The sequence below is a fragment of the Aeromonas sp. ASNIH2 genome, from assembly GCF_002934795.1.
Taxonomy (GTDB): domain Bacteria; phylum Pseudomonadota; class Gammaproteobacteria; order Enterobacterales; family Aeromonadaceae; genus Aeromonas; species Aeromonas caviae.
Genome location: NZ_CP026406.1, coordinates 625,684 through 643,385, shown reverse-complemented (window position 1 = coordinate 643,385; position 17,702 = coordinate 625,684). Strand labels below are relative to the sequence as shown.

Below are 17,702 nucleotides of genomic sequence, written 5' to 3'. Positions count from 1 at the left end.
CAAAATAGCAAGAATTTGGCGAGATTGCAGCGGATCAGGCACCATTTTCCCGAACTTTTCCATTTAAAGCCTCATTGGAGAGTTATTGTCAAATGTGGTGTATGGGGTCAGGCGGCGTTCCTGTCTGACTCTTCCTCTACCTGGACTCCGTCCTTGAATTTCACGTTGTTCACTACCAACGTCAGCAGCCCAAATCCCTTGAGCCGCTTCCAGTTCTTCTGTGCTGACTCCAGCAGCTTGTAGACCATTGCCAACGTGGTCTCCCGCGAACCACAATTCCTAGCTCGCTTCGTGCGCAGACGCACCGTTGAAAACGTCGACTCTATCGGGTTGGTCGTCCGAATACTTACCCAGTGCTCGGCCGGAAAATCATAGAAGGCCAACAGCTCATCCCGGTCTTTTCGCAATCGCTCCATGGCCCCTGGATACTTCGCCTCAAACCGCACCAGGGTACGGTCGAATGCCCGGTAGGCCTCATCCCGTGTCTCGGCCATCCAGATTTCATGCAAGGCCTCTTTGACCTTTGGCTGGACCGATTTAGGCAGCACTGACAACACATTCGCGGTCTTGTGAACCCAGCACCGCTGATGTGCCGTGTCCGGGTAACACTTGGCGAGCGCCTTCCAAAACCCCAGCGCCCCATCGCCGATAGCCAGCTTGGGACTGAGGGTAAGCCCCCTGCCTCGCAGCCCCATGAGGAGCTCCGTCCAGCTCGCGTCAGACTCCCGATGGCCATCCTCCACCGCGACAAGCTCCTTGCGTCCATGCTCTGTCACCCCAATGATGACCAGCAAACAGAGCCGGTCATCCATCCGCACGTTGCTGTATATCCCGTCTGCCCACCAGTAAACGTAGCGGCGCCCTGCGAGGTCTCGCTGACGCCACGCCCGGTGCTCATCATGCCAGTCTTGCTTCAACCGGCAGATGGTGTTGGCTGATAGCCCCTTGGCCTGGTCACCCAGCAGCGCACAAAGAGCCTCCTGGTAGTCTCCGGTAGATATCCCCTTGAGATAGAGCCATGGCAGCAACGCTTCGATGCTGCCGGTGCGTTTGAGATAGGGCGGTAGCAGTGAGCTGGTGAAGTTGATGCCGGAACCACTGCGGTCACGCACCTTGGGCACTTTAATCTCGACATCCCCGATGCCCGTCTGGATGGTGCGCTCGGGCAGGTAACCGTTCCGCACAACGGCCTGACGGCCATCAGGAAGCCTGTGTTCTCGATGCTGTTCGAGCATGAGAGCAAGCTCGGCCTCGACAGCTTGAGCAATCAGGTCCCTGGCCCCAGAGCGGAGCAACTCGGTGAGCGGGTCGGTCGACTCCTTGACCTCTAGTTGTGGCAGGGTTCTGAGGGTAAAATGGTTCATGGCGTATCACCTCTGTTGATTGAGATTCTTGCAGGAATCAATCAGCAGGATACGCCACTCCTTTTATCCCTCCGTACACCAGAAATCACCATAACTCGCTCTGAACATCCAGTCGGCCCCTAATTTGGGATTGAGGTCTATATCGACTTCATCCTCATAAAACACCGGATTATCGGCATCACAGCGGGCCAGCGCAGCGTCGATATCCGCCATTTTCTCCTGATAGGCTGGGTCTTTTATCCGCAAGGTCGGCACGGGCCTTCGCCAGACAATGCCCATACGCGGTAACCATCGACGGAGCGTGGAGGCTGCCATATTGAGGCCTGTTAACCGATTGATTTTGATAGCCAATAGTTCGGTACACCAGCGGCTGCGCTGATAACCAAAATCTTGCGGAGAAAACTGCATGAGCAGCACCAGTAAAGTGACAATCTTGGCAACAGGTAAGACTGGGGCACGGCCAGCCGGTAAGGCTTCTAGCGCATCTATGCCTTCATCTCGATACCATCGAAGCCAACGGCCGATGGTCGAGCGAGCAGCGCCGGTAAGGTGATGAACATCAGTGACCGTGCGTCTGCATCATCGTCTGCACTTTCTGTCAGATCGGGCATCACTGGTAGGTGAATGGGCAGAGGAGGCAATAGACCAGCTGGAAATTGCCTTTCCTCGCATCATCAAAGAACTGGAGGGCAAATTGCTGACAGGCGAACTGGATGCCCGACGTCAGCAGCGTATCGCCCTACAGCACGCAGGTTTCACCTGTGAAGCCGATACCCTGGGTAGCCACGGCTATGTCTATATCTGTATTTACTCTGCAGTGAGCATGGGGACGACCCCTGATGTCAGGAATAGCCAGAGCTAACTCTGATATCTGCACGATTGTAAATCGTTGGGAAGGTCACGAGTTGGCCTTCCCGTAACGTCTGGGCGCAACTCCTTATAGCTCATGGGTGTGTCTCAATTGGATTTTCATGGAATGATGATTGGCTACACTTCAGCCAATTTTATCGATAAAGATCATGGTGTTGTTATCTGGAGTGTCATTCCGAGCGATACCGTGATGTAATGTGATGCATCTCGCATCACTCTGTGACTTAGGCGCTATGAAATCCGTCAGAACGACCGTCTCTTTATCTCATTCACAGCTCGAGTCCTTGCAGCGGATAGCTGAAAGCAATGAGGTGTCCATCTCATGGCTTATTCGCCAAGCTGTAGGGGATTTTCTGGCAGTTCATAACGAGGAGCATTTCCACCCCCTCAAGCGTAAAACTGCACAGCAAGAAGGCAATCAGGAATGACATTCTATTCACCACATCAACAGGCTTGGCTTGCCCATTACCTGACCCTTGCATATTCCGGCTGATCATGAACACCGATTCCGGTTCAACGTGAACACCATTTCCGGACCAATGTGAACGCTCATTCCGGTTCAACCTGAACACTTTGCCCCTCCTTTCCGGAAACAGTGTTCAACATCCCGGAATCACTGTTCACATTCACCGGAATCATCCTTAACGCATTGATTTAACAACCTTTGATACGCTCTCCCTTTTGCCAGGGAAGAGCCTATGTCTGCCAAGAGGATTGCAATGCGTAAAATTCGTGAAGTGCTGCGACTGCGGCTGGAGGCTGACCTCTCTGTTCGCCAGATAAGTTGCTGCACCAAGGTCAGCGTTGGCTCCATCCAGAAACTCCTCAAAAGTGCCCAGGCGCTCGGCCTGACCTGGCCCTTGCCCACCGAGCTTGATGATGCCCGACTGGCTGCCCTGTTCTATCCGCAGGCCGATACCACCATCTCGGCCCGCCATGTCGTGCCGGATTGGCCCTCTGTCCATCAGGAGCTCAAGCGCAAGGGGGTCTCCAAACAACTGCTCTGGGAGGAATACACCCAGCGCTATCCCAATAGCTGTTACAGCTACTCCCAGTTCTGCGACCGTTACAAGTCCTGGTGTCAGTTGCAAAAACGCTCCATGCGCCAGATCCACAAGGCGGGGGAAAAGCTCTTTATCGACTACTGCGGGCCCACGGTGCCCATCGTCTCGCCCTCCACGAGTGAGATCCGTCAGGCCCAGATCTTTGTCGCCGTGCTTGGTGCGTCCAACTACACCTTTGCCGAGGCCACCTGGTCACAGTCACTGCCGGACTGGCTGCAAAGCCATGTCCGTGCCTTTGAGTTTTTCGGCGGGACCCCGGCACTCCTGATCCCCGACAATCTCAAGAGCGGTGTCAGCAAGGCTTGCCGTTACGATCCCGAGCTAAACCCCAGCTACCAGCAGTTGGCCGAGCACTATCAGGTGGCAGTGATGCCAGCTCGCCCTTATAAGCCTAAGGATAAAGCCAAGGCTGAAGTGGGAGTGCAGATCGTCGAGCGCTGGATCCTGGCTCGTCTACGCCATCAGACCTTCTTCTCGCTTGCCGAACTCAACCAGTGCATCCGGGCTTTGTTGAATGAGCTCAACGAGCGCCCGTTCAAGCAGCTGCCCGGTAACCGACGCGAGGCGTTTGAGCAGTTGGACCGCCCGGCACTGGGGTCACTACCGGTGCATCCCTATCGCTATGTCGCCATCAAAACGGTCAAGGTCAACATCGACTATCACGTCAGCTATGAGCAGCACCATTACTCGGTGCCGCACCAGTATGTGGGTCAGCAACTGGAGCTCCATGCGGGCGATACCCTGCTTCAGGTCTATCACCAGCAACAGCTGGTCGCGAGCCATCCACGTAAAACCATCCCGGGGATGAGCACGCTCCCTGAGCACATGCCGGAACGTCACAGCAAGCAGCAACGCTGGACGCCAGGGCGTCTTAAGCAGTGGGCTGCTGACATCGGACCGGGCACCTTGTGCTGGGTTAGCGAACGGCTGGAAGAAAAAGCCCATGCCGAGCAGGCATACCGACTCTGCCTGGGTCTACTGAGTCTTAGTCGAGAGTATCCGCCATCACGGGTCGAGGCTTGCTGCCAGTTGGCTAACCGGGAAGGACTGGTGCGGCTCAAGCAGCTCAAGTCGGTGCTGACCAGTGGCCGCGACCAACTGCCCGCAAGCCCGCTGAGCTACCCAGAGTTACCGCAAGAGCACGAGAACATCCGTGGCCCCCAGAGCTTCCACTAAAGAGGATACGCCCCATGACCCAACAAACCCTGACCCGCCTGAGAAACCTGAAACTGACCGGCATGGCGGATGCCGTGCAACAACAACTTGAACAGGCGAGTACCTACGAAGGGCTGCCCTTCATCGAGCGGCTAAGCCTGCTGGTCGAACACGAACAACTGAGCAGGGAGCAGCGTAAGCAAGCTCGGCTGGTCAAGCAGGCAAGGCTCAAACTCCAGGCCACGGTGCAGGAGCTGGACTACCAGTCAGCACGCAACCTAGAGCGGTCACAGGTAGCAAACCTGGCCCAAGGAGAGTGGCTGCGCCGGGGCCAGAACCTGCTCATTACCGGCCCCTGTGGCTGTGGAAAAACCTACCTGGCTTGTGCGCTGGGCTACCAAGCCTGTCAGCAAGGGCATAGCACTCGTTACTACCGGCTGCCGCGTCTGCTACTTGAGCTGAGCCAGGCCAAGGTAGATGGCAGTTACGCCAGGCTGCTGGGTCAACTGGCAAGGATAGAGCTGTTGATCCTGGATGACTGGGGACTAGAAGCGGTGAATGCCGAGCAGCGCAACGCCCTGCTGGAGATCATGGATGATCGGTACGGGAAATACTCGACGGTAGTGGTCAGTCAGCTGCCAACGGAAGAGTGGTACGCGAGCTTGGGGGACAACACTCTGGCAGATGCGATCCTGGACCGGCTGATGCACAACGCTCACCGGCTGTCACTGAAGGGAGAATCGATGAGAAAGAGGAGAAGTGAGTTGACCCAATCTGAACACTCGAGTTAGAAACGGGGTGACGTGAGCGCGTTAAGGATCAGGGTGTTCACGTTGGCCGGAATGGCTGTTCAACTTCGCCGGAATACGCAACCCTTGAGGGAAAGGCGGAAGAATCGTTAACCAAAACGATGGCCGGGGCCAAGGTGGACATGAACCCGCATCAGATTGAGGCGGCAATGTTTGCCTTAGCATCCCCCTTGTCTAATGGCGTTATTCTGGCCGATGAGGTTGGATTAGGAAAAACGATCGAGGCCAGCTTGGTTTTGGCGCAAAAATGGGCTGAGCGTCGGCGAAAATTGCTTTTGATCGCTCCTGCAACTTTGCGCAAACAATGGAGCCAGGAGCTTGAAGAGAAGTTTTCGCTACCCTCTTTCATCATGGAGGCCAAGTCCTTCAATGAGGCGAAAAAGGCAGGAATAGCCAATCCGTTCGATATAGAAAGTGCCTTTGGCCAGCCTGCAATCTGTATCTGTTCCTACGAGTTTGCCGCCCGGAAAGCGTTGGAACTACAGCGAGTTCCTTGGGATCTGGTGGTCATGGATGAAGCGCATAAGCTGCGTAATATCTATAAAAGTGATGGTGCCAAAACAGCCAAGGTACTTGATAACGCCTTAATGGGCATCAAGAAGGTCCTGCTTTCCGCCACTCCATTGCAGAACAGCATGCTGGAGTTGTATGGACTTGTATCCATCATAGATCCGCACTTTTTTGGCGATTTACCTTCGTTTAAGGCTCGGTATGGTCGGCAGCAACTTGAGCAGGTTGAACTGGCTATGCTGCGAACTCGATTGAGCAAGGTTTGTAATCGAACTCTCAGACGTCAGGTCCAAGAAGAAGGTGGGATCAGCTTTACTCGCCGTTATTCCATGACTGAAGACTATCGACCGTCAGCGCAAGAAGAGCAATTGTACAGGCAGGTATCCGAGTACCTGCAGCGTGAAGATCTGCTGGCAATCAAAAGTGGTGCTAGGCATCTGGTGACACTGGTTATTCGTAAAATTTTGGCGTCCTCTTCGCATGCAATTCAAGGTACTTTACAGACCATGATTGCACGGCTGGAACAAAAGCTGCCCCTGCTTGATGCCTTGGAGGATTATGAGAATTTCTCTGACCTTCAGGATGAAGAAGGGATTAGTGACGAGGAGCTGATCGACCCGCAAGCCCTTCAGGCCGAAATTGATCTACTTAAGGATTTTCAAGGCCTTGCCAGTAGTATTTCGAACAATGCCAAAGCTGATGCGCTTGTTCGCGTTCTCGAACGTGCATTTGAGAAAACGGCTGAGCTAGGTGGATCACGCAAGGCAGTGATTTTTACCGAATCGGTTCGGACGCAAACATGGTTGGCAGAGATGTTAGCCACCCAAGGCTATGACGGCCAAATCGTGATGCTGAACGGTAGCAATAGCGACCCTGTGTCGAAACAGATCTATCAGGACTGGCTTGAACGTCATAGAGGTTCAAGCCGTGTCTCTGGCTCCAAAACAGCAGACATGAAAGCCGCTCTGGTTGAGAAATTCCGCGATGATGCCACCTTGATGATCTGTACCGAAGCCGGTGCGGAAGGTATTAACCTGCAATTCTGCTCATTGCTGATCAATTACGACTTGCCATGGAATCCACAGCGGGTAGAGCAGCGCATTGGTCGCGTTCACCGTTATGGCCAGAAAAATGACGTGGTCGTGGTCAATTTCATCAACAAGGGCAACCGCGCCGATGAGCGCGTATTTGAACTGCTTAGCCAGAAATTCCAACTCTTCGAGGGCGTCTTTGGTGCCTCGGATGAAGTGCTGGGTTCTATCGAATCAGGTGTCGATATTGAACGCCGGATCCATGATATCTACCAGCGTTGTCGCAGTGATGCGCAAATTGAGTCTGAATTTAATGCTTTGCAAGAAGAACTCAGGGAACATCTGGAAGCCAAAAACAGCGACACTCGGCGTTCACTCTTCGAACACTTCGATGCAGATGTCGTTCGCCGCCTTAACCTTCGTCGCGGCAAAACAACAGCGGAATTGACGGCTTATCAGCAAAAGATGTTGTTGCTGGCGCGTATGACCTTACAGGGGAATGGTGACTTTAGTGAGTCTATGGATGGTTTTGTCTGGCTAGGGAACAAGTACAATCTGAACTGGCAGAATGCGGAAATTGAGGAAGGTGAGTTTTTCCGCCCCCACGATGGACTGGGTGCTGCATTGATCGAGCAAGCCAAGACCGCTCCATTGCCACCTGCTGCACTTCAGTTTGTCTATGAACGCTCTCCGGAGCAAGGACAATGGGTTGATGTGAAGGGGCAGATAGGTAATAGCGGTTTGCTCAAAGTCATCAAGGTGAGCATTGAGTCAGAGGCGCAGCGACGTGAACAATTGTTGCTATTAGCCACTAACCATCATGGCGATCAGTTGCATAGCGAGACGGTCGAACGACTGTTACAACTCCCGTTAGCACAGGCTCCACTCGTCATTCCAGAGCCCGATGTATCAGCCCTGTTAGATCTGCAGCAAACACTGCTGGGGGATTTCCAGCGTGAGGTGGAACGGGATAACGAAACCTACTATGGCGAGGAAGTAGAGAAGCTGGAACGCTGGTCAGAAGACAAACGCATTGCTCTGGACCTGCGTATCAAACAGCTGGATCTAGAGATCAAGGAAGCACGTAAGGCATCCCGGCAGCTGACCTCCTTACAGGAGAAGATGGAGGCCAAGAGAGCCCTTAAGCAGTTAGAGAGAGAACGAGACAACGCCATGCTGCATTATTACGAAGAGAAGAAACTGATTGAACAGGAGGAGGATCGCCTGTTGGAGGAGGTTGAGGCACGCCTAGCTACCGAAACCCGCGTGACTGAGCTCTTTGCGGTAACATGGTGTTTGGTTGAGATAGAAAGAGGAGCAGCGAAATGAAGAGTGTTAGCGACGGCAACCAACTCCGTTTCATTTCAATAGATGGCTATAAATCTATCACCTTCTGCGATCTGCCAATGACTCGATTGAATGTGTTAATCGGGGCCAATGGTGCAGGTAAATCAAACTTTATCAGCTTTTTCAAGCTAATAGCCTATATGCTGGATAGTCGTTTGCAATATCTGATTGGTAAATCTGGTGGACCTGATTCGCTATTGCATTTTGGCCGAAAGCAGAGTGGATTATTATCTGGCCACTTTTCATTTGGGGATATGAAGTATAATTTCATTCTTGAGCCTACTAATGACAATCGAATGATTTTCTCTCATGAGCGGTTGTCATGGGGTTCCGATAGTTTATTTAAATATGAAGAAGCTTTTGATGGGGCTGGCCACTTTGAATCTCAGGCTGTTTTATATAAATCAGATCAATTTGATCACGATTTGAACATCATGCGCCGCTGGCGTGTCTACCACTTCCATGACACCAGCGAAAGTGCCAAGGTCAAGCAGATCCACCGTATCAACGATAATGACTATCTGCGTGAAGATGGCGCCAACCTGGCCGCCTTTTTGTTCCGGGTACAAAAAAATAATCCCAGCCACTACAAGCGGATAATACGTACCATCCGCATGGTAGCCCCCTATTTTGGTGACTTTTACCTGCGCGCCACGCCGGATAACCAAGACAGCATTCAGCTTGAATGGACGGAGAAAGATCACGATATCCCCTTCAAAGCCAGTGAGCTGTCGGATGGCACGCTGCGCTTTATTCTGTTAGCGACAGTGTTGTTGCAACCAGAAGAGTTTATGCCCAGCGCAATTATCGTAGATGAACCCGAGCTGGGGTTGCATCCTTATGCGATCAATGTTTTGGCTGAATTGATAAAAAGTGCCAGTCATGAGCATCAGCTGATTATTTCGACACAATCTGTCGAGCTCGTTAACCAGTTCGATGCCGAGGATTTGATCGTGGTAGATAAACAAGGCGGCTCCTCAACCTTCAAACGCCTGGAGACTGCGTCATTAAGCGAATGGTTAGAAGATTACAGCCTTGGTGACTTGTGGAAGAAAAACCTGTTGGGCGGGAGACCACAATCATGAGTCGAGTATTGGTCTTCGTAGAAGGGCAAACCGAAGAAACATTTGTGCGCGATCTGCTGGTGCCCTATTTCGCTCCACTTGGCATTTATCTCACCCCCATCCTGGCACAGACCAGTCCGGGTCATAAGGGCGGGATTGTCAGCTATGGCAAGGTAAAACATCAAGTCACCCGCTTGTGTCGACAAGATCACGGGGCTTATGTTACCACCTTGATCGACTACTACGGTTTGCCCACTGACTTTCCTGCGTTAGACAACCAAGTGCAGGATGCCCATCAACGCGTGTTACAGATAGAGCTGGCGCTACAACAGGATATCGATGAGCCCAACTTTATCCCTAATCTGCTACTGCATGAATTCGAAGCGCTGCTCTTTTCTGCCCCCGCCAAGTTTGCCGAGTGGTTGGATGATGGTGAGCCTGTTGCTGAGCTGGAGGCCATTCGTGCTGCGTTTGACTCGCCAGAGCATATCAATACCTGATTACCCATGATTAGCAGTCAGTTACCACGAACTATACTGATCTTACGTACAGTTATCGAGGTGCGAGATCATGGCCAAAAGCAAAATCCAATTCCAGAAAGGCTACAGCCTGTTTGAGTTTCTCAAGGACTATGGCACTGAGGCTCAGTGCGAAAACGCGCTGTTCACTTGGCGTTTTCCTAACGGCTTTGTCTGCCCTGAATGTGCCAACAAGACCTGTTGTCGCCTGAGAAGGCGGCCACGTGTGTGGCAATGCAATCACTGCCGTCACCAGATGTCATTGACTGGAAACACGATTTTCGCAAACACCAAGCTCCCACTGACCAAGTGGTTTCTGGCAATGCACCTGTTGTCACAAACCAAAACAGGCTTGTCAGCGATGGAGCTAAAGCGCCAGTTGGGCGTCAAATATGACACCGCCTGGATGCTCAAGCACAAGCTGCTGCAAGCCATGAAAGAGTCCGATGACAAGCAGCCCATCAGCGGCATCATTCAGCTCGATGATGTCTACTGGGGTGGCGAGCGCCGTGGTGGCAAACGGGGTCGGGGCGCGGCAGGCAAGACGCCGTTTGTGGCAGCAGTGGCCCTGAACAAGGAAGGACATCCAATCAAGATGCGGATGACGGTGGTCGATGGTTTCAAAACCAAGTCCGTTGCTGATTGGGCAAAACGGCATATTGCCAGTGGTAGCGCGGTGATATCCGATGGATTGGCCTGTTTCAAAGCGGTCAAGGAGGCCAATTGTGAGCACCTGGGAGTTGTCACCGGGGGCAACCTGGACTGGCTGGATCATCCGGCATTCAACTGGGTAAACACGATGATAGGAAATGTGAAAAACTCGCTGCGGGGCAGTTGCCATACGCTCGGAGCGAAGCATTTACCAAGGCATCTTGCGGAATACTGCTTCCGGTTTAATCATCGTTTTGACCTCAATAGCATGTTGGTAGAATTGGGGCATGCAGTCGTGGCAAGCCCTCCGATGCCATATCGGCTCTTGAAGCTGGCTGAGGGTCATGGGTAATCAGGTATCAATAACAGCCCGCAAACTGCGCCTTCCAAGCGGATCCTGGCACTCGTACCGAACTATAAAAAGACACTGCATGGTCCCTTGATTGCTGAAGATATTGGCCTAGATGCGATCCGCGCCCAATGTCCACATTTTAATCGCTGGATTGAGCGCCTGCTGGTGCTTCCTCGTTAATTTCTATTGGAATTAGAGCCACTATGAATAAACAAAAACTTGAACTTACCTGGATTGGCAAGGATAAACGACCACGCCTTGAGCCGCGTATTTTTCTGGAGGATAAAGGCCTCTCTTATCAGGCTCCATTAATCTCTACGAATAGTGAGAGTGATGTCAATAATGTCTTTAATGACAACCTGTTAATCCATGGTGACAACCTACTGGCACTTAAAGCCTTAGAGCTACAATACGCTGATAAAATAAAATGCGTATATATAGATCCGCCATTTAACACTGGCGAAGCCTTTGAAAACTATGATGATGGCCTAGAACATTCACAGTGGCTAACGTTAATGAGAGACCGTCTGGAATTAATTCATAAACTTATTGCTACAGATGGGTCTCTATTTGTTCATATAGATGATAATGAACTGGCATATCTTGTTGTGTTGCTTGATGAAATTTTTGGCCGACAAAATAGGGTCAACATCGTCACCTTTAAACAAGGCTCAGCAACTGGCCATAAAGCTATAAATCCCGGCTTGGTATCGACAACAAATTATCTTGTTATTTATGCTAAAAACAAACGTGCTTGGCGACCGAATAGGCTGTTTACATCGAGAGAACGAGATTCTAGATACTCCCAGTTTATAGATAACTATGATGGTGGATATAAATCATGGACACTTATCCCACTAAGTGAAGCCTTTGCTGATAGTTACGGCATGGATAGTAAATCGCTGAAGAAAAAACTTGGTTCTCAATATGAGAATTTGTTAAGTGAATTCGTGATAAAAAATGCTCATAAAGTAGTTCAGCCAGCAAGGCCTGATTACAATGCAGTTGGGCAAAATGTAAGGGATGCTATCGATGAGTCTAAGGCTAATCCAAACTCAATCATTTACCTGCAGCGTCTTGAGCATGATGACATGTACTTTAAAAACGGCCAGCGTTGGTTGTTTTATAAAAAGAAGCTCAAAGAAATAGATGGGGAAATTGTATCTGGAGAGCCATTAACTAATTTATGGGATGACATTTTGTCAAATAACTTGCATAAAGAGGGTGGTGTTAAATTCCCCAAAGGGAAAAAACCAGAAGCCTTGATAAAAAGAGTCCTTCATGTACAGAACCTTAAGCGGCAAGCGAATTAATAATACCGTCTAACGTGTTGTTTTGCTTGGATTTTCTCTGCCTACTCTTTTTGCCGTTTTTGGATAAATACACCATTGCCCACTCCAACTTCTCTGTTATTTCCTGCCACGCACCATGGATGATGCTCGCCAATATCGGCATTAACCAAAGCGCGCTGTTTTTGGCAATCTTCAGCATCGATAACTCCGCGCTGCCAATCAGCGTCAGCGCCAGCCGACGTTTGACCAGCAAGGCCAGCAAACTAGCCCAGATCAAGCCTTCCGCTATCGCTTTTTGTCGTGTCGCGAACGCCTTCAACCGGTTATGTGATTTCAGCTCTTTGAACAACAGTTCGATCTGCCAACGGCAACGATACAATGCCATCACCTTCTCGGCTGGCCATCGCTCACGCGGAAGATTGGTCATCCATATACAGAACCGTTTTTCCTCTGCAAACCAACGTCTTATGAGTCGATATTTATACTTTCCCGAACTCACATCCAGATCCAGAACCTCGGCTCTGCAGCTTCTCCGATCGATATCCTTGAGCTTTTTTCCGAGTAACTTGGGCATTTCCCTGCCGTCCTGTCGGTAAGCTGCCTGTACTTTGGGATTGAGATTTTGACTCCCTCTGACCAGATAGCTTCCTTTGGCTTTGGTCACATCAGCAAAGTACTCGCGGCTGATGTAACCGGCATCCGCCAATAACAGTTTGTTATTTAACGAATTTGCGGCCGGAAGATGCTTGCGCTCCGATTCGGTATCCGCCGTGATACTCATCGATATCGGCGACTGGTCCAGCAAGGACATGGTCATATGACACTCTACCGCAGCGGGGCTGTGCTTATTGAATCGGCCCGGGAAATGTTCTGCCAATTGCGGATGTAACGCGAATGACGACCCGTCCTGCAGCAGTACCTGCTCAAAGCCTGCCAGTCCGTGGGCGTCCGGTAGACACTCCTTGAGGCGTAAGGCGATGGCTCGTTCAACCAGTGCGCGCATGAACAAGGGAAAACCCTGCTTGCGTAACTGGTTGTGAAAGGGTTTATACGCTATTTGGTCAGTATCATGGAGCTGCAACGCATTGAAATGGCGATGCAAACCAGCAATACCATCCACCTTGTCGCAACCAAGCCCTGAGAGCAGAGCCGGGAGTAGTCTCGCAGGCTGGATATCCCGGAGTCGCTGACAAAAACCGGTAAATTTACCGATCCGGTTGAGTTCAGAAGAGCTAAGAAGTTGCTTGAGGTACTGGGTTGCATTGATAATAGTCATGGCTTCGGGCGTGTCGGTTTTTTTTGGCGATTAAATCAGATCACAAACGAAGCCTTTTTTCTATCTATTTCAATTGGTTGTAGCTAAAGATCCTGTACATGAAGAGTCCTTGATCTATGTACTTTAGAGGGAGACATTATCTTAGACTCATTTTCTGGTTCTGGGACTACTGCTGCAGTAGCTCACAAAATGAACCGGCGTTGGATTGCAATTGAGCTTGGTGAACAAGCATTAACACATATCCAACCAAGATTAAAAAATGTTATCACAGGCCTAGATCAAGATGGTATTTCCAAGGCGGTTAACTGGCAAGGTGGTGGTGGTTTCCGATATCTTCGCTTGGCCCCCTCTTTGCTAAAAAAAGATGACTGGGGCAACTGGGTGATCAACAAGGAATATAACGCCGAGATGCTGGCTGAGGCTATGTGCAAGCATATGGGCTTTATTTACGCACCGAGCCAAACCCAGTTCTGGAATCATGGCTATAGCACCGAAACGGATCATATCTACGTGACCACCGGTTCACTGGCCTATGACCAGCTCAAGCGGATCAGCGAAGAAGTGGGGAATGAGCGTACCCTGTTGATCTGTTGTAAGGCGTTTATGATGGATGGCGCCGACTTCCCAAATTTGACGCTGAAGAAAATCCCCAAAGTCATTCTGAACAAATGCGAGTGGGATCATGATGACTACAGCTTCACCCTCAATGTGCTGCCAGAAGAGCAGGACGAAGAGTGGGCTGATGATGACAGCGAAGAATAAGGAAAAGCCATGAGCAACGGGACCACTATCGCCAACCAGATCGGGGCGCGCCTTTCCCTGCGCAAGCCGCAGAGTGAATCGCTCGCGATCCTCTGCCGCTTGTTAGAACAGCTGAAGCTGGAGAAAGAGCCTGATTTACAACACTGGATTGATCTCCTCAAAGCCGAGAAGCTGCCATTCAAGAGTTTTGAGCGAGACTTCCCTTCGCTCTGCTTTGCTCTGGCAACCGGTGTTGGTAAGACTCGCCTGATGGGAGCCATGATTGCATGGCTCTATCTGACCGGGCGTAGCCAGCATTTCTTTGTCTTGGCTCCTAACCTGACAATCTATGAAAAGCTGAAGCAGGATTTTTTGCCCGGCTCGCCCAAGTATGTGTTCCAAGGCATCCCCGAATTGGCTCAGACACCGCCGGTATTGATCACCGGTGATGACTATCAGGAGGGACGTGGCGTTCGTCTGGATCAGGTTCAGACGATGAGTGCCACGGGAGATTTGTTTGCTGCCGAGACCGCGCCGCATATCAACATTTTTAATGTTTCCAAGATCAATGCTCTGGATAACAAGAAAGGGGCTGAGAAGTCCAAGCATGCGAAAGTACGCCGCCTGCAGGAGTATATCGGAGACTCCTACTTCAACTACCTGGCCGATTTGCCTGATCTGGTGGTCTTGATGGACGAGGCCCACCGTTACTACGCAGACTCTGGTGCAACCGCAATCAACGACCTCAAGCCTGTGTTGGGTATCGAGCTGACGGCAACGCCGAAAACCACTGGGGCCAAGCCACGAGATTTCAAGAATATCGTGTTTCACTATCCGCTTGCCCGAGCCCTCAATGATGGTTACATCAAGACTCCGGCAGTGGCTACCCGCAAAGACTTCAAAGCCAGTAGTTACAGCGAACAGCAGCTTGAAACCATCAAACTGGAAGATGGCATCCATCATCATGAATACGTCAAAACCGAGTTGGCCAGCTATGCCAACAATACCGGTAGGCCATTGGTTAAGCCTTTTATGCTGGTGGTGGCGCAAGATACCAACCACGCCGAAGCCATCAAGGCCCGTATAGAAGATAGTGAATTTTTCCATGGTGCCTATAAGGGTAAGGTGATTACCGTCCACTCTAACCAGACCGGCCAAGAGTCTGACGAAAACACTCAACGCCTGTTGGCGGTTGAGCATGACAAGAGCACAGAGATAGTCATTCACGTTAACAAGCTTAAAGAAGGCTGGGATGTCACCAACCTCTACACCATAGTGCCGTTGCGTGCGTCTGCCTCCGAGATTCTGACCGAGCAGACCATTGGCCGGGGCTTGCGCCTGCCCTATGGGAAACGGACAGAGGTCGAGGCCGTGGATCGATTGACGATCATTGCCCATGACCGGTTTCAAGAGATCATTGACCGTTCCAACCAGGAAGACTCCATCATCAAGAAAACGCTCTTCATCGGTGCTGATGATGACGATGACGGGATCCCGGAACATAAGCCGAATCAAGTGATCGTGCCATCGCAGGCCGATACGCTGCTGGGACTAACTCCTACTGATGGTCAGGGCCATCAAGTCAAGGAGGGCTTTGCTCCACCATACCAGGGCAACAGTACACACACAGGTAATCTCCCACCGATTCTCGCAACTGAGGCTCAGCGGCAAGTTGCCGAGATCACTGTCAGGATCATCAGCGATGAAGCCAAGCGTCTTGGAAGCAGCAAAGAGTTGATGACACCTGAAGTGCTACAAAGCGTTACCCGCAAGGTTCAGCAGGTAATGAAGGAAATATCACCACCTATCTCCAGCCCAGCCATTCAACCGGAGCTGACCGGTATGTCTTCCCCTGCTCCAATTGCTCCGCGTGAGCTGGATGAGAAGAGTATTGCGAAGCTAGTTGGCCAGATTTCTGAAAAAGTAGCAGAACACACTATCGACATTCCCCAGATCGTGATCCTGCCGACCCGTGATGTAAACTATGGTTTTGCAGAGTTTGAGTTGGGTCGGTTAAACAGCATTGCGATGCGGCCAAGTAGTCAGGAGATGCTGCTGCAAAATCTGCAGGACAACAGCTCCAGCACCATCAGTTGGGCTCAAAGCGGCATGTCAGAGGAGCGTCTGGAAAACTACCTGGTTCATTATCTCTTCGACCATGACGAAATCGATTATGACGAGCATGCGGGATTGCTTTACCGCCTTGCAGGGCAAATGGTTGCGCATTTGCAAACCTACCTGAATGATGAAGAGGTAGAGGTTCTGCTCAAAACACAGGGGCGGCAACTTGCAGACTTTATCTGGGTGCAGATGAAACAGCATATGTGGACGACACCAACCGATTACGTTGGCCACGTTACTAAAGGGTTTGATGTATTACGCCCAGCCACCTTCAACTATGCCCATAACGAACCAGGGCGGGATCGCACTTTGTTAATGAAATTTGAACAGGCAGATCGTCTGTGATCTAATCGCGTCTCCATGCAGGAGGCACGCGCTATGACGTTGATTGAACACCTTACCCTTGTCGAAGAAACTCGCTCTGAGATCAATCGTAAACATAACCTGGTTGATGTCATGTTCCTTGTCATCAGTGCCATCATGAGTGGTGCCGAGGGCTGGAATGACATCGAAACCTATGGCGATTCAAAGATCGATTGGCTCCGTCAGCATCGCCCCTTTGCCAACGGCATCCCGCGGCGTCACACGGTTGCCCGCATTCTGCGCTGCATTGTCATCGATACCTTGCTTGAAGCGTTGCTGTGCTGGGTCAATGAACAGCGCACTCATCAGGGCAAACCCATCATTGCCTTTGATGGCAAGGTGTTACGCGGCTCCTTTCGGGGAAATGCCAAGGATGCGCTTCAGTTGGTCACGGCTTACGATACCGAAAATGGGCTGGTGTTAAGCCAGAAAGCAACCCCTAACAAGAAGGGGGAAATCGAAACCGTCAAAGATATGCTGGACATTCTTGAGCTAAAAGGAGCCGTTGTCACACTCGATGCGTTGCATTGTCAGCGTGAGACACTGGAGAAAATCAGCGAGAAGAAGGCTCATGTAGTGGTACAGGTCAAGAATAATCAACCGAAGCTGTATCAAGCGGTTCAATCGCAATTCCAGTCACTGTTTGACGCCCAGAAAGAGAAGATTGTCGTCGAGCACAAAGAGAGTGGACATGGCCGCCAGGAAGAGCGTTATGTATTTCAATTAAAAGCCAAATTACCGCCAGAGTTGACGGAGAAATGGCCGACAATCCGCAGCATCATTGCCGTTGAGCGTCACCGCAGCGCCAACGGAAAAGGAACGGTAGATACCTCTTACTATGTCAGCTCGTTATCCCCCAAGCACAAGCTGCTAGGGCACTATATACGGCAGCACTGGCGGATAGAGAACAGCCAGCATTACATTCTTGATGTGGTGTTCAACGAGGATGCTTCCAGGATAGCGATGGAGGATGCGGTCGAGAATATGGCGCTATTCCGGCGGTTCGTATTGAATATCGTAAAACAGAGCAATTGTGGTGCTCGAAGTCAGAGAAACAAGCTAAAAAGAGCCGGCTGGAATGACGACTATCGGGCTTGGCTAATAACATCATGTCGATCAGCCAATAACATCATGCCGATCACTTTTTTTCTGCCCGCGTTTATAGCGTCTTCCT

General features: G+C 51.0%; 14 protein-coding genes and 3 pseudogenes. 13 read left to right on the top strand and 4 right to left on the bottom strand.

All coding sequences use genetic code 11. The annotated features are described in order from the left end of the window. Positions 1-107 precede the first annotated feature (107 nt). A complete protein-coding gene (locus C3F36_RS02945) occupies positions 108-1,364 on the bottom strand; it encodes an IS256 family transposase (RefSeq protein WP_104454441.1) in 1,257 nt (418 codons plus the stop codon). A gap of 96 nt (positions 1,365-1,460) precedes the next feature. Then, positions 1,461-1,937: pseudogene (locus C3F36_RS02940) on the bottom strand (IS630 family transposase); the annotation flags it as partial. Between C3F36_RS02940 and C3F36_RS02935 the strand changes: the two are divergent. Together C3F36_RS02935 and C3F36_RS24135 are read left to right on the top strand one after the other, a co-directional pair. Further along, positions 1,927-2,226, top strand: coding sequence for a type IV toxin-antitoxin system YeeU family antitoxin (locus C3F36_RS02935; RefSeq protein ID WP_104454440.1), 300 nt, complete (start codon positions 1,927-1,929; stop codon positions 2,224-2,226). The pseudogene C3F36_RS02940 and the gene C3F36_RS02935 sit on opposite strands and share 11 nt — an antisense overlap. 208 nt (positions 2,227-2,434) lie before the next feature. Further along, positions 2,435-2,662: a CopG family transcriptional regulator gene (locus tag C3F36_RS24135; protein WP_084202229.1), complete on the top strand. Its 228-nt coding sequence runs from the start codon at positions 2,435-2,437 to the stop codon at positions 2,660-2,662. Here the strand turns inward: C3F36_RS24135 and C3F36_RS23555 are convergent. Next, the gene (locus C3F36_RS23555) at positions 2,555-2,806 is read right to left on the bottom strand and encodes a hypothetical protein (protein ID WP_199769732.1); all 252 of its coding nucleotides are present in this window, start codon (positions 2,804-2,806) and stop codon (positions 2,555-2,557) included. The genes C3F36_RS24135 and C3F36_RS23555 overlap by 108 nt on opposite strands. Positions 2,807-2,932: 126 nt before the next feature. On the opposite strand from C3F36_RS23555, the gene istA reads away from it, so the two are divergent. From istA to C3F36_RS02890, 8 genes are all read left to right on the top strand, one after another. Beyond that, a complete protein-coding gene (gene istA, locus C3F36_RS02925; RefSeq protein WP_104454439.1) occupies positions 2,933-4,474 on the top strand; it encodes an IS21-like element ISAs29 family transposase in 1,542 nt (513 codons plus the stop codon). Between the two features lie 14 nt (positions 4,475-4,488). Continuing rightward, entirely contained in the window at positions 4,489-5,244 is a 756-nt protein-coding gene (gene istB, locus C3F36_RS02920; RefSeq protein ID WP_104454438.1) for an IS21-like element ISAs29 family helper ATPase IstB, read from the top strand. Positions 5,245-5,384: 140 nt separating this feature from the next. After that, positions 5,385-8,132 carry an SNF2-related protein gene (locus C3F36_RS02915; RefSeq protein ID WP_199769656.1) on the top strand — a complete coding sequence of 916 codons (2,748 nt, stop codon included), beginning with the start codon at positions 5,385-5,387 and terminating at the stop codon, positions 8,130-8,132. After that, the gene (locus C3F36_RS02910; protein WP_104454436.1) at positions 8,129-9,235 is read left to right on the top strand and encodes an AAA family ATPase; all 1,107 of its coding nucleotides are present in this window, start codon (positions 8,129-8,131) and stop codon (positions 9,233-9,235) included. Before C3F36_RS02915 ends, C3F36_RS02910 begins: the two co-directional genes overlap by 4 nt. Further along, positions 9,232-9,714 (top strand): DUF4276 family protein, encoded by a 483-nt coding sequence (locus C3F36_RS02905; protein ID WP_104454435.1) that lies wholly within the window; start codon positions 9,232-9,234, stop codon positions 9,712-9,714. The genes C3F36_RS02910 and C3F36_RS02905 overlap by 4 nt, the downstream gene beginning before the upstream one ends. 70 nt (positions 9,715-9,784) lie before the next feature. Next, on the top strand, positions 9,785-10,735 hold the full coding sequence (locus C3F36_RS02900) for an IS1595-like element ISKpn3 family transposase (RefSeq protein ID WP_043851557.1): 951 nt from the start codon (positions 9,785-9,787) through the stop codon (positions 10,733-10,735). Positions 10,736-10,741: 6 nt separating this feature from the next. Continuing rightward, the gene (locus C3F36_RS24130; RefSeq protein WP_199769702.1) at positions 10,742-10,915 is read left to right on the top strand and encodes a DUF4276 family protein; all 174 of its coding nucleotides are present in this window, start codon (positions 10,742-10,744) and stop codon (positions 10,913-10,915) included. A gap of 23 nt (positions 10,916-10,938) precedes the next feature. Next, complete coding sequence (locus tag C3F36_RS02890) at positions 10,939-12,048, top strand: site-specific DNA-methyltransferase (RefSeq protein WP_104454434.1); 1,110 nt, start codon at positions 10,939-10,941, stop codon at positions 12,046-12,048. On the opposite strand, the gene C3F36_RS02885 is transcribed toward C3F36_RS02890, so the two are convergent. Continuing rightward, entirely contained in the window at positions 12,029-13,303 is a 1,275-nt protein-coding gene (locus tag C3F36_RS02885) for an IS4-like element ISApu2 family transposase (RefSeq protein WP_011191341.1), read from the bottom strand. The genes C3F36_RS02890 and C3F36_RS02885 overlap by 20 nt on opposite strands. Before the next feature lie 114 nt (positions 13,304-13,417). Between C3F36_RS02885 and C3F36_RS02880 the strand changes: the two are divergent. From C3F36_RS02880 to C3F36_RS02870, 3 genes and pseudogenes are all read left to right on the top strand, one after another. Next, positions 13,418-14,065: pseudogene (locus C3F36_RS02880) on the top strand (DNA methyltransferase); the annotation flags it as partial. Between the two features lie 9 nt (positions 14,066-14,074). Next, positions 14,075-16,510, top strand: coding sequence for a DEAD/DEAH box helicase (locus tag C3F36_RS02875; RefSeq protein WP_104454432.1), 2,436 nt, complete (start codon positions 14,075-14,077; stop codon positions 16,508-16,510). Between the two features lie 33 nt (positions 16,511-16,543). Further along, positions 16,544-17,629: pseudogene (locus tag C3F36_RS02870) on the top strand (ISAs1-like element ISAs1 family transposase); the annotation flags it as partial. Between the last annotated feature and the right edge of the window lie 73 nt (positions 17,630-17,702).

What these genes read in the sequence shown, in the direction of transcription:
- C3F36_RS02945 (WP_104454441.1), bottom strand. Translation starts at nt 1,364, where the DNA reads ATGAACCATTTTACCCTCAGAACCCTGCCACAACTAGAGGTCAAGGAG.
- C3F36_RS02910 (WP_104454436.1), top strand. Translation starts at nt 8,129, where the DNA reads ATGAAGAGTGTTAGCGACGGCAACCAACTCCGTTTCATTTCAATAGAT.
- istB (WP_104454438.1), top strand. Translation starts at nt 4,489, where the DNA reads ATGACCCAACAAACCCTGACCCGCCTGAGAAACCTGAAACTGACCGGC.
- C3F36_RS24135 (WP_084202229.1), top strand. Translation starts at nt 2,435, where the DNA reads ATGCATCTCGCATCACTCTGTGACTTAGGCGCTATGAAATCCGTCAGA.
- istA (WP_104454439.1), top strand. Translation starts at nt 2,933, where the DNA reads ATGTCTGCCAAGAGGATTGCAATGCGTAAAATTCGTGAAGTGCTGCGA.
- C3F36_RS02875 (WP_104454432.1), top strand. Translation starts at nt 14,075, where the DNA reads ATGAGCAACGGGACCACTATCGCCAACCAGATCGGGGCGCGCCTTTCC.
- C3F36_RS02915 (WP_199769656.1), top strand. Translation starts at nt 5,385, where the DNA reads ATGAACCCGCATCAGATTGAGGCGGCAATGTTTGCCTTAGCATCCCCC.
- C3F36_RS02890 (WP_104454434.1), top strand. Translation starts at nt 10,939, where the DNA reads ATGAATAAACAAAAACTTGAACTTACCTGGATTGGCAAGGATAAACGA.
- C3F36_RS02905 (WP_104454435.1), top strand. Translation starts at nt 9,232, where the DNA reads ATGAGTCGAGTATTGGTCTTCGTAGAAGGGCAAACCGAAGAAACATTT.
- C3F36_RS02900 (WP_043851557.1), top strand. Translation starts at nt 9,785, where the DNA reads ATGGCCAAAAGCAAAATCCAATTCCAGAAAGGCTACAGCCTGTTTGAG.
- C3F36_RS02885 (WP_011191341.1), bottom strand. Translation starts at nt 13,303, where the DNA reads ATGACTATTATCAATGCAACCCAGTACCTCAAGCAACTTCTTAGCTCT.